Origin of the sequence: Klebsiella sp. MPUS7 (assembly GCF_009905335.1) — a bacterium.
In the GTDB taxonomy this organism is placed as follows: domain Bacteria; phylum Pseudomonadota; class Gammaproteobacteria; order Enterobacterales; family Enterobacteriaceae; genus Klebsiella; species Klebsiella grimontii.
Map to the genome: position 1 here is coordinate 393,512 of NZ_CP047604.1, position 12,770 is coordinate 406,281.

General features: G+C 56.5%; 8 protein-coding genes. 3 read left to right on the plus strand and 5 right to left on the minus strand.

Features of this window, described 5'->3' with window-relative positions; genetic code table 11:
- Positions 1-4 precede the first annotated feature (4 nt).
- A complete protein-coding gene (locus GUC22_RS01780; protein WP_024359827.1) occupies positions 5-763 on the plus strand; it encodes a DeoR/GlpR family transcriptional regulator in 759 nt (252 codons plus the stop codon).
- Between the two features lie 168 nt (positions 764-931).
- Here the strand turns inward: GUC22_RS01780 and malT are convergent, their stop codons facing one another.
- Entirely contained in the window at positions 932-3,637 is a 2,706-nt protein-coding gene (gene malT, locus GUC22_RS01785; protein WP_004870255.1) for an HTH-type transcriptional regulator MalT, read from the minus strand.
- Positions 3,638-4,256: 619 nt separating this feature from the next.
- Here malT and malP point away from each other — a divergent pair.
- Complete coding sequence (gene malP, locus GUC22_RS01790) at positions 4,257-6,647, plus strand: maltodextrin phosphorylase (RefSeq protein WP_024359828.1); 2,391 nt, start codon at positions 4,257-4,259, stop codon at positions 6,645-6,647.
- Positions 6,648-6,657: 10 nt separating this feature from the next.
- Positions 6,658-8,751: a 4-alpha-glucanotransferase gene (gene malQ, locus GUC22_RS01795; protein WP_049087559.1), complete on the plus strand. Its 2,094-nt coding sequence runs from the start codon at positions 6,658-6,660 to the stop codon at positions 8,749-8,751.
- A gap of 58 nt (positions 8,752-8,809) precedes the next feature.
- Here malQ and pckA read toward each other — a convergent pair whose 3' ends face one another.
- The 4 genes from pckA to yrfG all read right to left on the minus strand — a co-directional run bounded on the left by pckA (position 8,810) and on the right by yrfG (position 12,765).
- On the minus strand, positions 8,810-10,432 hold the full coding sequence (gene pckA / locus GUC22_RS01800; RefSeq protein WP_004870264.1) for a phosphoenolpyruvate carboxykinase (ATP): 1,623 nt from the start codon (positions 10,430-10,432) through the stop codon (positions 8,810-8,812).
- 348 nt (positions 10,433-10,780) lie between these two features.
- Positions 10,781-11,665: an Hsp33 family molecular chaperone HslO gene (hslO, locus tag GUC22_RS01805; RefSeq protein ID WP_162685354.1), complete on the minus strand. Its 885-nt coding sequence runs from the start codon at positions 11,663-11,665 to the stop codon at positions 10,781-10,783.
- A gap of 18 nt (positions 11,666-11,683) precedes the next feature.
- Entirely contained in the window at positions 11,684-12,085 is a 402-nt protein-coding gene (hslR, locus tag GUC22_RS01810; protein WP_004126060.1) for a ribosome-associated heat shock protein Hsp15, read from the minus strand.
- The gene (gene yrfG / locus GUC22_RS01815) at positions 12,082-12,765 is read right to left on the minus strand and encodes a GMP/IMP nucleotidase (RefSeq protein ID WP_154932402.1); all 684 of its coding nucleotides are present in this window, start codon (positions 12,763-12,765) and stop codon (positions 12,082-12,084) included. The genes hslR and yrfG overlap by 4 nt, the downstream gene beginning before the upstream one ends.
- Positions 12,766-12,770 lie beyond the last annotated feature (5 nt).

Below are 12,770 nucleotides of genomic sequence, written 5' to 3' on the forward strand. Positions count from 1 at the left end.
TTTCATGAAACAAACACAACGTCATGACGCGATTATCGAGCTGGTAAAAAAACAGGGATACGTCAGTACCGAAGAGCTTGTCGAGCAGTTTGCCGTCAGCCCGCAGACCATTCGCCGCGATCTGAATGATTTAGCCGATCAGAAAATGATCCTGCGTCATCACGGCGGCGCCGCGCTTCCTTCCAGCTCGGTGAATACTTCCTGGCACGACAGGAAATCGACCCAGACCCAGGAAAAAGAGCGCATCGCCCGCAAGGTGGCGAGTGAAATCCCCGACGGCGCGACGCTGTTTATCGATATCGGTACCACGCCGGAAGCGGTAGCCCATGCGCTGCTTAACCATAACGATCTGCGTATCGTCACCAATAACCTCAACGTCGCCAATACGTTGATGGTGAAAGAGGACTTCCGCATTATCCTGGCCGGCGGCGAGCTGCGCAGCCGGGATGGCGGTATCATCGGTGAAGCCACCCTGGACTTTATCTCCCAGTTTCGTCTTGATTACGGCATTCTCGGCATCAGCGGTATCGACACCGATGGCTCACTGCTGGAGTTCGACTACCATGAAGTGCGCACCAAGCGGGCGATTATTGAAAACTCCCGTCACGTGATGCTGGTCGTTGACCATTCTAAGTTTGGCCGTAACGCGATGGTCAATATGGGCAGCATCAGTATGGTTGATGCGGTCTACACCGATGTAATGCCGCCGGCCGGCGTGCTGAAGGTGATTACCGACAATAATCTTCAGCTGGAGCTGTGCTGATTCATTAACATTTCCCGTGGCAGACCAACGCGCGCTGCACGGCGTGATGCCGCGGGTGATACGTCACTCGCTTATCTCCGGTGATGGAGAGGGAGAACGCCAGGCGGAGGGATATTTTCCGCCGGCGATGAATCAGGGTGGCGATGCATAAGGCCAGCCGATAGCGGCTTATACGCCGTATCCCATCATTTTCAACAGCTGCTGGGCATGCTGAACGGCATCCTGGCGGTGCGCCACGCCCAGCTTCTGATACAAATTGCGAATATGCGTTTTGATGGTGGTGGCGGCCACGTCCAGCTCACCGGCGATCTGCTCGTTGCTGTAGCCGGAATAGATGAGCCCCAGCACCTGCCATTCGCGCTGGGTCAGCGGGCTGGTACGGATAAGTTCCGGCACTTCCGGATGGTTCAGCAGCCGCTCGACGAAGCTCTCGTCAAAGTGGGCGAACTTATGGCGATGATGCTGGTTGATATCGCGCAGAATACGCTGGGCGCGGTGCTGCTCCAGCTCCGGCAGCGTATTAAGCTGAATCAGCTGGCGCAGCTGCTGCGCCATCGCTTCGCCTTCAATGACAAAATGATTGATAAACCCGGTGCGGTTAGCGAGGGTGAGCGCTTCCAGCAGCGCTTTCTGCGCTTCGCTCTTACGCCCGGCCTGCCAGTAGAGCTGGTTGAGCAGCAGCAGGTTGCGGTTCAGATCGCTCATCAAACGCAGCGAGCGGGCGTTATCGTTTAACTCATCCAGCACCATTTCGGCGGAATCAAAATCGCCGAGCAGAATTTGCGCGCGGGCGATATTGCGCCACTGGCTCTGCAGGAAGTGGTTATTGGCGAACTCCGGTTTTGGCGTCTGGCGCAGCCAGTTCGCCGCGGCGGCCTTGTCGCCGATCATCTGCCAGTAGATCACCCGCACTTTATCGGCATTGGATACCCAGTCGCTATGGTAATGACCGTTGCCCAACAGGTTTTCCAGGCGATTCAAATGGCTGCGGGCGTTATCCAGATCGCCGCGCGCCAGCGAGCATTGCACCATCAGCGTCAGGCACTGCAGCTGCTGCTGCGGTTGATAGGAGGAGAGTACGTTCATGCCGCTGCGCGCGGAGGTTTCCGCTTCATCCAGCCGCGCCCAGGCCCACAGCAGCTGGGAACGAATACGCAGCAGGAACTCATGCATCGGCAGCTGTTCCAGATGCTGTTCGCGAATGAGCTGGAACGCTTTTTCCTGAATTTCCCAGGCGGCCTGCAGGAAGCCCTGCGCGAAGAGAATTTCGCTTTGCTGGATCATGCTCCATAACGCGTAGTGCCAGACGTCATGACGGCGGGCCATCTGTTCCGTCTGCTGCATGACCGCCAGCGATTTGCTCAGCTGGCCTTTGCAGTGCAGAACTTCGCCGTGTACGGATGTGGCAACGATACGGCTGTAGTAGCTGGCCAGCGGCAGTTCATCAAGGGCCACCATCGCCAGGCGCTCGGCTTCGTCCTGATCGCCGGCGTTAATCGCCACCTGGGCACGCAGGGCGTTGAAATCACCGTGCATGGCGGTGTCCATTTCTGTATCCATCTCCTGCTCGGCGCGCGCCAGCAGGGTATTGACTTCGCTATAGCGGTGCTGGCTTTGCATCAGCCAGGCCTGCAAAAGAATCAAGCGCGGGTTTTCCAGCAGGTTTGACCACGGCAGCGCGGCGAGGGACTGTTCCAGCAAACTCAGCTCGCTGTGGTTAAACATGCCCCACGCGTGGTTGAGCAGAATATCGCGCAGCATTTTGGCGTCGCCCGCGGCCAGGGCGTGATGAATCGCTTCGCTCGGGAAGCCTTGGGCCATCCAGCTCTCAGCGGCCGCACGGTGAATTTCCGGCAGTTCGACCGCCAGCTCCCACTGGCAGCGCTGGCGCAGGAAGTTGCCGAATAGCGGATGGTAGCGGAACCATTCGCCGGAGTCGTCCATCCGTTGCAGGAATAATCCCTGACGCTCAATTTCTTCCAGCTGCATCTGGCCATTCTCTTCGCCGGTGACGCGGACGATGAGCGCATCGTTCATCGAGCGCAGCAGCGAGCTTTTCAGCAGGAAGTTACGCGTCCGCGGGTCAACGTTATCCAACACCTCATCGACCAGATAGTCAGAAAGATGGCTGGCGTTTATACCGGCAAGACGGCGGGCGGAGTGATGGGCGGAAGTATTGTTCTGACGTGCCGAGAGGGCAATCAGCTGCAGCGCGGTGGCCCAGCCGGCAACATCGTCGCACAGCCTTTTGCTATCGTCGGCCTCAATAGGCGAGCTGAGACGACAGTCGAAAAACTGTTTCGCTTCCTGATGGGTAAAAGCCAGCTGTTGGCTGCCGATTTCCAGCAGCTGATCGCGCACGCGCAGGTTGGCGATGCCCAGCTGCGGCAGATTACGCGACAGCACCACCAGCGTCATATTTTCCGGCTGATGGCGGAGGAAGAAACGCATCGCATCATGAATAACCGGATTGGTGATCAGATGATAATCATCAATCACCAGGAATAACGGGCGCTGCCAGTCGGCCAGCTCAATAAACAGTTGCGCAAAGAGAGAGGGCAGGCTGGCGTACTGGCGCTTTTGCACCATCGCTTCGCTGGCCGCACAGTGGCCGCCGGTGGCCTGCTGAACGGCGGCGATAAGATAGCTGGCAAAACGCTCCTGTTGGTTATCGCCTTCATCCAGCGAGAACCAGCCGAGATCGTTTTTCCCCGCAGCCCATTGAGAAACGAGCGTGGTTTTACCGTATCCAGCCGGACTGGTCACCAACGCGAGACGATAATTGTTCGCGCCGGAAAGTTTCGCCAGCAATCGCTCACGAACCACAGTGTGTTCAAGGCGGACCGGGCGACTTAATTTAGACGGAATCAACATAGTTCTTCATTTCGCTGTGCAAGGGAGGAATTGCGAATTTTTTTGCGCTTCGTAATTAATATCCAATAAGGTCGGCCATAATGAATTTTATTGCAAGTTATGTCCGAGTTTTATGCTCTTGAATTTGCTCTATGTCACAAATTTGCATAGTGAGAGAAATTCATATAAATGCGCGTCAGCGGGCGCGGTTATTGGGATTGCGGAAGTTTTAGGCACGATAAGCTAATCTTTTATTACAAAATTAGTAGCTGTTTGTTTTTAATAAAATATTATCAGTGAAATCTTATAAGTCATCTTTTTGAGCTATTTCTGCATTACAGTCCGTTTATTCTGCGGATATTTACTTTTATTTGGCAATATTTACAAAACGGCGTTTTGCCCGCTTTTATCGTCCTGGCTTGTAACAAAATTGTGCGCGCCAGACAGGCTGATTTGTGGTTCCAGCGTGGCGAATTTTGCAGCATAATTTTTGCCGGTAAGCTAACGTAATAGTGGCCACGATCACACTTTTCGCTCATCCCTGCTACTCCTCCCCGGCTAATCCCTGGCGGGATGAGGACGTGACTCCGGGAGGTCGGCACACTAACGCTAACGTTTTAGTAAAGGACCCGGATTACTTATGTCACAGACTTCTTTTAACAAAGCTCAGTTTCAGGCTGCACTGACGCGTCAGTGGCAGCATTTTGGTTTACAGTCCGCTTCCGAGATGACCCAGCGTCAATGGTGGCGCGCCGTAAGCGGTGCGCTGTCCGAGCTGTTGTCGGCTCAGCCGGTAGCAAAAGCGACCGAAGGACAGCGCCACGTAAACTATATCTCAATGGAGTTTTTGATTGGTCGCCTGACCGGCAACAACCTGCTCAACCTCGGCTGGTATCAGCAGGTCAGCGATGAGCTTCAGGCGCATGACGTTAACCTGACCGACCTGCTGGAAGAGGAAATCGACCCGGGCCTGGGCAACGGCGGCCTCGGTCGTCTGGCGGCATGTTTCCTTGATTCAATGGCCACCGTGGGACAATCGGCGACCGGCTACGGCCTGAACTACCAGTACGGCCTGTTCCGCCAGTCTTTCGCTGACGGTCAGCAGATGGAAGCGCCGGATGACTGGGGGCGTAATAGCTACCCGTGGTTCCGCCACAACGAAGCGCTGGACGTGCAGGTTGGCCTCGGCGGTAAAGTGACCAAAGGCGGTGAGTGGGTTCCGGCATTCGTCATTACCGGGGAAGCCTGGGATCTGCCGGTGCTGGGCTACCGCAACAACGTGGCTCAGCCGCTGCGCCTGTGGCAGGCTAAACACGCGCATCCGTTTAACCTGACCAAATTCAACGACGGTGATTTCCTGCGTGCTGAACAGCAGGGCATTGACGCCGAAAAACTGACGAAAGTTCTCTATCCGAACGATAACCATCAGGCGGGTAAAAAACTGCGTCTGATGCAGCAGTACTTCCAGTGCGCCTGTTCGGTCGCCGATATTCTGCGTCGCCATCACCTGGCGGGCCGTAAGCTGGCGGAGCTGGCGGATTATGAAGTTATCCAGCTTAACGATACTCACCCGACGATTGCGATTCCGGAACTGCTGCGCGTACTGATTGATGAGCATCAGCTGAGCTGGGACGAGGCCTGGGCGATTACCAGCAAAACCTTCGCGTATACCAACCACACCCTGATGCCGGAAGCGCTCGAGTGCTGGGATGAGAAGCTGGTAAAAGCGCTGCTGCCGCGCCACATGCAGATCATCAAAGAGATTAACGATCGCTTTAAAACGCTGGTCGATAAAACCTGGCCCGGCGATAAGCAGGTATGGGCGAAACTGGCGGTGGTGCACGATAAACAGGTTCGCATGGCGAACATGTGCGTGGTCAGCGGCTTTGCGGTTAACGGCGTGGCCGCGCTGCACTCCGACCTGGTGGTGAAAGATCTGTTCCCGGAATATCACCAGCTGTGGCCGAATAAATTCCATAACGTCACCAACGGCATTACCCCGCGCCGCTGGATCAAACAGTGTAACCCGGCTCTGGCCGCGCTGCTGGATAAAACGCTGAAGAAAGAGTGGGCCAACGATCTCGACCAGCTGATCAACCTCGAAAAATATGCCGATGACGCGAAGTTCCGTCAGACGTATCGCGACATTAAGCTGGCCAACAAGGTTCGTCTGGCGGAGTTTGTGAAGCGGCGTACCGGTATCGAGATCAACCCGCAGGCGATTTTCGATATCCAGATCAAGCGTCTGCACGAGTACAAACGTCAGCACCTGAACCTGCTGAACATTCTTGCGCAGTACAAAGAAATTCGTGAGAACCCGCAGGCGGACCGCGTACCGCGCGTATTCCTGTTCGGCGCGAAAGCGGCGCCGGGCTACTACCTGGCGAAGAATATTATCTGGGCGATCAACAAGGTTGCCGCCGCGATCAACAATGATCCACTGGTCGGCGATAAGCTGAAAGTGGTGTTCCTGCCGGACTACTGCGTCTCGGCGGCGGAAATGCTGATCCCGGCGGCGGATGTCTCCGAGCAGATTTCAACGGCGGGTAAAGAGGCCTCCGGTACCGGCAACATGAAGCTGGCGCTGAACGGCGCGCTGACCGTGGGAACCCTTGACGGGGCGAACGTGGAAATCGCTGAGCAGGTAGGCGAAGAAAACATCTTTATCTTCGGTCATACCGTGGAAGAAGTGAAAGCGCTGAAGGCCAAAGGCTACGATCCGCTGAAATGGCGTAAGAAAGACAAGCTGCTGGACGCTGTGCTGAAAGAGCTGGAGAGCGGTAAATACAGCGATGGCGATAAGCATGCTTTCGACCAGATGCTGCACAGTCTGCTGAAAGGCGGCGACCCGTACCTGGTGCTGGCGGATTTTGAAGCCTACGTGGCGGCGCAGAAGCAGGTTGATGAGCTGTATCGCGACCAGGAAGCCTGGACGCGCGCGACGATTCTGAACACCGCGCGCTGCGGCATGTTCAGCTCCGACCGCTCGATTCGCGATTATCAGCAACGTATCTGGCAGGCAAAACGCTAAGGACAGGCCTATGGAGACTAAACGCCTTGATAACGCAGCCCTGGCGGCGGGAATAAGCCCAAGCTATATCAACGCGCACGGTAAGCCGCAGTCCATTGCTGCGGCCACTAAGCAGCGGCTGCTTGATGCGATGCATCGTACCACTGTCACCCCGAAGGTGGCGGTTAACCCGCTGCCAGCGGTGCAGGTGTTCACCCACGGCAAAAAGATGTCTCTGCCGGTAGCGGGCCAGGGGGAGTTCCACTGGATCCTCACCACCGAAGAAGGGAAACAGTATCAGGGCCAGGCGCGCGGCGGTGAAACGCTGCCGCTGCCGGCAAGATTACCGGAAGGGTACCATACGCTGACGCTGACTCAGGACGGCGATCGCTGGCACTGCCGGGCGATCGTCGCGCCCGCGCGCTGCTACGAACCGCAGGCGCTGAAGGATGGCCAGAAGCTGTGGGGAACCTGCGTGCAGCTGTATACGCTGCGCTCGGAGAAGAACTGGGGGATTGGCGACTTCGGCGATTTACGCGCGATGCTACCGGAAATCGCCCGCCGGGGCGGCTCGTTTATCGGACTTAACCCGATTCACGCCCTCTATCCGGCTAACCCAGAGAGCGCCAGTCCGTACAGCCCCTCTTCGCGCCGCTGGCTCAACGTTATCTATATTGACGTCAATGCGGTAGAGGATTTCCGTCACAGCAAAGAGGCGCAGAAATGGTGGCATTCACCGGCTACGCAGCAGACTTTACAGGCGGCGCGTCAGACCGATGATGTTGATTATACCGCCGTGACCACCCTCAAGCTCACCGCGCTGCGCATGGCCTGGAAAGGTTTTTCCGCGCGCAACGATGAGGCGATGGCGGAGTTCCGCCAGTTTGTCACGCGCGAGGGCGACAGCCTGTACTGGCAGGCGGCGTTTGACGCGCTGCACGCCTGGCAGGTTAAGCAGGATCCGATGCGCTGGGGCTGGCCCGCGTGGCCGAAGGCTTATCAGGATACCGATAGCCCGGAGGTTAAAGCGTTCTGCGCCGAACATGCCGACGAGGTGAATTTTTACCTGTGGCTGCAATGGCTCGCTTACACCCAGTTCGCCGAGTGCTGGCATACCAGCCAGAACGATTCCATGCCGATCGGCCTGTATCGTGACCTGGCGGTGGGCGTTGCGGAAGGCGGGGCTGAGACCTGGTGCGATCGCGAACTGTACTGCCTGAAGGCTTCCGTCGGCGCGCCGCCGGATATCCTCGGCCCGCTGGGGCAAAACTGGGGCCTGCCGCCGATGGATCCGCATATCATGGTGGCGCGCGCCTATGAGCCCTTCGTCGAGCTGCTGCGCGCGAATATGCAAAACTGCGGGGCGCTCCGCATCGATCACGTGATGTCGGTACTGCGTCTGTGGTGGATCCCTTACGGCGAGACGGCCGATCATGGCGCCTATGTGCAGTATCCGGTAGACGATCTGTTGTCGATTCTGGCGCTGGAGAGTAAGCGTCATCGCTGTATGGTGATCGGCGAGGATCTGGGAACCGTACCGGTTGAAATCGTCGGCAAGCTGCGTAAAAGCGGCGTTTACTCCTACAAAGTGCTCTATTTCGAAAATGACCACGAAAAGACTTTCCGTGCGCCGAAGGCGTATCCGGAGCAATCAATGGCTGTGGCTACGACGCATGACCTGCCAACGCTGCGCGGCTACTGGGAAAGCGGCGACCTGACGCTGGGTAAATCGCTCGGCCTGTATCCGGATGAGGTGGTACTGCGCGGACTGTATCAGGATCGCGAGCTGGCGAAGCAGGGGCTGCTGGATGCTCTGCACCGCTACGGCTGTCTGCCGAAGCGTACCGGGCATAAAGCGTCGCTGATGGCGATGACGCCGACCCTGAATCGTGGGATGCAGCGCTATATCGCCGACAGCAACAGCGCGCTGCTGGGCCTGCAGCCGGAGGATTGGCTGGTGATGGCCGAGCCGGTCAATATTCCCGGGACCAGCACCGAGTATCCAAACTGGCGTCGTAAGCTTTCCACCACGCTTGAGGCGATGTTTGCCGATGAGCAGGTGAATAAGCTGATTAAGGATCTGGATAAGCGGCGTAAGGCGGCAAGTAAGAAGAAGCCTGCCTGATGTAAGCCTAAAAAAAGCCGGGAAGCGATTCCCGGCTTTTTCATATCTGCGGACCTGATTAGCGTTTCGGCCCTGCGGCCACCAGCGCAGCGCCCGCTGGCGTATCGGTGTACTTCTCGAAGTTCTCAATAAACAGCTTCGCCAGCTGCTCCGCTTTCTCCTGCCACTGCTCTGGCGAGCCGTAGGTGTTGCGCGGGTCGAGGATATGGGTATCCACCCCCGGCAGCTCGGTCGGGATCTGCAGCTCAAACATCGGCAGAGTGAAGGTTTCGGCATTGTCCAGCGAACCATCAAGAATCGCATCGATTATGGCGCGGGTATCTTTGATCGAGATACGTTTGCCGGTGCCGTTCCAGCCGGTGTTGACCAGATAGGCCTGGGCGCCGGAAGCCTGCATACGTTTCACCAGCACTTCTGCGTACTGCGTCGGGTGCAGCGACAGGAAGGCGGCGCCAAAGCAGGCGGAGAAGGTTGGCGTCGGCTCCGTGACGCCGCGCTCGGTACCGGCCAGCTTGGCGGTGAAGCCAGACAGGAAGTGGTACTGGGTCTGGTCGGCGGTCAGACGAGAAACCGGCGGCAGAACGCCAAACGCGTCGGCGGTCAGGAAGATAACCTTGGTGGCATGACCGGCTTTGGAGATGGGCTTAACGATGTTCTCGATATGATTGATCGGATAAGAGACGCGGGTGTTTTCGGTCTTTGAACCGTCGTTAAAATCGATGGTGCCATCGGCCAGCACGACCACGTTCTCCAGCAGCGCATCGCGGCGAATCGCATGATAAATATCCGGCTCCGCGGCTTCGGAAAGCTTAATGGTCTTAGCGTAGCAGCCGCCTTCGAAGTTGAATACCCCGTCGTCATCCCAGCCGTGTTCATCATCGCCAATCAGGCGGCGTTTCGGATCGGTAGAGAGGGTGGTCTTGCCGGTACCGGAAAGGCCGAAGAAGATAGCGACATCCTCTTTTTCCCCGACGTTGGCGGAGCAGTGCATGGAAGCGATGCCCTTCAGCGGCAGCAGGTAGTTCATGATCGAGAACATCCCTTTTTTCATTTCGCCGCCGTACCAGGTTCCGCCGATAAGCTGGATGCGCTCGGTCAGATTGAACGCGACGAAGTTTTCGGAGTTCAGACCCTGTTCTTTCCACTGCGGGTTGGTGCACTTAGCGCCGTTCATCACGATGAAATCCGGCTTGAAGTTCGCCAGCTCTTCATCGCTTGGGCGAATAAACATGTTCTTCACGAAATGCGCCTGCCAGGCGACTTCGGTAATAAAGCGGACGCTCAGGCGGGTGTCGGCGTTGGCGCCGCAGAAGGCGTCAACGATAAACAGGCGCTTGCCGGAGAGCTGGCGGGTCACCAGCCCCTTCAGGTGCTGCCACGTTTCCTCAGAAAGCGGCTTGTTGTCGTTCTTACCTTTGCCTTTATCGGCCCACCACACGGTATCGCGGGTGGTGTCGTCACGAACGATATACTTATCTTTTGGAGAACGGCCGGTAAAAATACCGGTATCTACGGCGATTGCACCAAGATTTGTTAATACGCCACGTTCATAACCTTGAAGATTGGGGGCGAGCTCTTCCTGATACAAAGTATCGTAGCTGGGGTTATGGACGATATCCTGGACGTCATTGATACCATAAGCCTTGAGATCCTGCGGGGTTAAACCATTATTAACGCGCATGTCACTGCTCCTTAGCCAATATGTACTGCTTTAAATTGTAGGGTTTATTACGGGGTATAGACCGCGACCAGGCTCATAGATTTACGTATCTCGACAAACGGCGGACTTACGAAAAACGTTGTGACTCCTGTCACGAGGCGCAGGGGATTATCTCAGGAATTAGGGCTACAGTGGGGGTAGATGTTTCTTAATGGTTAAAAAGTAATTAAAAAAACTGTTGAAATGTGAATGTAATCGCTTACCTGAAAGAAAATTACGTAACTCTTTCATGGGGAATCGATTCACCACGCGAAGAAAAATTGTTGACGCCAGGCGCGAGGAGGAAAACCGCGCCTGACAAAGTGAGGATTAGTGGATTTGCGGGTCGGCCGGGGAGGCGTTGTTACGAATTTCGGCGATATCCATCGCATTAAAGATGTAATGATTACCGCAATAGTCGCAGTGCATATCGATTTCTCCTTCGTCGGCCAGGATGCTATCGATCTCCTCATCCGGCAGCGTTTTCAGCGCGCCGGCGCAGCGCTCGCGAGAGCATGTGCATTTAAACTCAACGCCCTGCGGCTCGTATACGGTAACTTCTTCTTCGTGATACAGGCGCCAGAGCACATCGTTTGCGGGCAGGGTAAACAGCTCTTCAGCTTTGATGGTTTCGGTCAGCGTGCTCAGATGTTCGAAATCAGCCGCCTGCGCGTCCTGCGCCGGCAGAACCTGCAGCAGCATGCCGCCGGCCATCGGTTTACCTTCGTGTTCACCGCTACGGATAATCAGTCGGGTTGGCAGCTGTTCGGAGCGCTGGAAGTAATCTTCGAGGCAGGCCGCCAGCGTATCGCCTTCAAGACCGACCACCCCCTGATAGCGCTCGCCCTCTTCCGGAGAGATGGTAATGACCAGATACCCGTTGCCGACCATGGTTTTCAGGTCCGCCCCTTCCGGGATCTCACCCTGGGTGCGGGCGACACCGCGCATCTGCTGCTGGTTGTTGCCGTTGATCACCGCCAGCGACAGCGGGCCATCGCCCTGCAGCTGAACGGTAATATCGCCCGCGAACTTCAGCGTGGCGGTCAGCAGGCTGGTGGCGACCAGCAGTTCCGCCAGCACGGTTTTCACCGGCTGCGGGTAGCTATGGTTGGTCAGAATCTGTTCTAAAGTTTCTGAAACTGTTACCAGCTCACCGCGTACGGCATAGTTTTCAAACAGATAGCGGTGTAATTGATCGTGTTGAGTCATAATCATCTCTCTTGCGGGCCACAGTTATTCACTATCGCCGTGTTTAAATCTCATCAGGTCGCGCCGCTCTTTCTTATCCGGTCGCCTGTCGGGATGCGGCATGGTTAAGGCGTTCATTTTGCGCGCCAGCGCCACTTTCTCGCGTTTCTCGATGCTCTCAGCCGTCTCTTCATAAAGCGCGACGGCTTCACTGGCGGGTCTGCGCTGTTCGGTAATGCCTTTTACCACGATGGTGCGTTCGTCATTGCCCTGGCGGAGCATCAGGGTCGCATTCAGCTCGACTACCTTTCCCGGCTTACTGCGCTGTCCGTTATAGTGCACCTTGCCGCCTTCAATCATCTCGCGCGCCAGCGCACGGGTTTTATAAATGCGGGCTGCCCACAACCATTTGTCCAGCCTGACGGCTTCGACGGGTTTTTCTTTCATGGCCTCTCCTGTAGGGTCAGCGAGGGGATCAGGTGCCGGTAATCGTTCAACCCTGGATGGCGAGCGTAGCTTTTTTCCGCCAGCCCGGAGTCGGGATTGGTGATACCGAGGCAATAGCGGATGCCGTATTCCGCCGCCGCGTCCAGAATTGCCTCGTTATCATCGACGAACAGCGTATTGCGCGCGTCGAAGCCGGTTTCTTCAGCTACCGCGTGCCACAGCCGCTGATCCTCTTTCGGATAACCAAATGTGTGGGTGGAAAGCAATAAATCAAGGTGCGCGTCCAGCCCGGTATGCTTTAGCTTCACCGCCAGATTATGTGGATGGGCGTTGGTCAGCAAAATCCGCCGTTTACCGCTGGTTTTAAGCGCCTCAAGGAACGGCACGGTATCTTCACGCAGCGCGGCCCTTGGCCCCTGCTCGCTGGTCATCGCACAAATATCCAAACCCAGTCGCTCGCTCCAGTAGTCCAGGCAGTACCAGTTTAGCGTATGTTGTACCGCATGATACTCCTGGCGCATCGCGTCTCTGGATTCCTGCAGGTTGAGCCCCCGCGCGGCGCCCCAGGTTTCCGGAACCAGTTTTTGCCAGAAGTAGTTGTCGAAGGCGAGGTCGAGTAGCGTGCCGTCCATATCCAGCAGAACGGTATCAACCTCTTGCCAGGCGATATCAAAATGCATGGTCA

Excerpts from the sequence above, each read along its gene's own strand:
- malQ (WP_049087559.1), top strand. The coding sequence starts at position 6,658 with ATGGAGACTAAACGCCTTGATAACGCAGCCCTGGCGGCGGGAATAAGC.
- malT (WP_004870255.1), bottom strand. The coding sequence starts at position 3,637 with ATGTTGATTCCGTCTAAATTAAGTCGCCCGGTCCGCCTTGAACACACT.
- yrfG (WP_154932402.1), bottom strand. The coding sequence starts at position 12,765 with ATGCATTTTGATATCGCCTGGCAAGAGGTTGATACCGTTCTGCTGGAT.
- pckA (WP_004870264.1), bottom strand. The coding sequence starts at position 10,432 with ATGCGCGTTAATAATGGTTTAACCCCGCAGGATCTCAAGGCTTATGGT.
- hslO (WP_162685354.1), bottom strand. The coding sequence starts at position 11,665 with ATGATTATGACTCAACACGATCAATTACACCGCTATCTGTTTGAAAAC.
- malP (WP_024359828.1), top strand. The coding sequence starts at position 4,257 with ATGTCACAGACTTCTTTTAACAAAGCTCAGTTTCAGGCTGCACTGACG.
- GUC22_RS01780 (WP_024359827.1), top strand. The coding sequence starts at position 5 with ATGAAACAAACACAACGTCATGACGCGATTATCGAGCTGGTAAAAAAA.
- hslR (WP_004126060.1), bottom strand. The coding sequence starts at position 12,085 with ATGAAAGAAAAACCCGTCGAAGCCGTCAGGCTGGACAAATGGTTGTGG.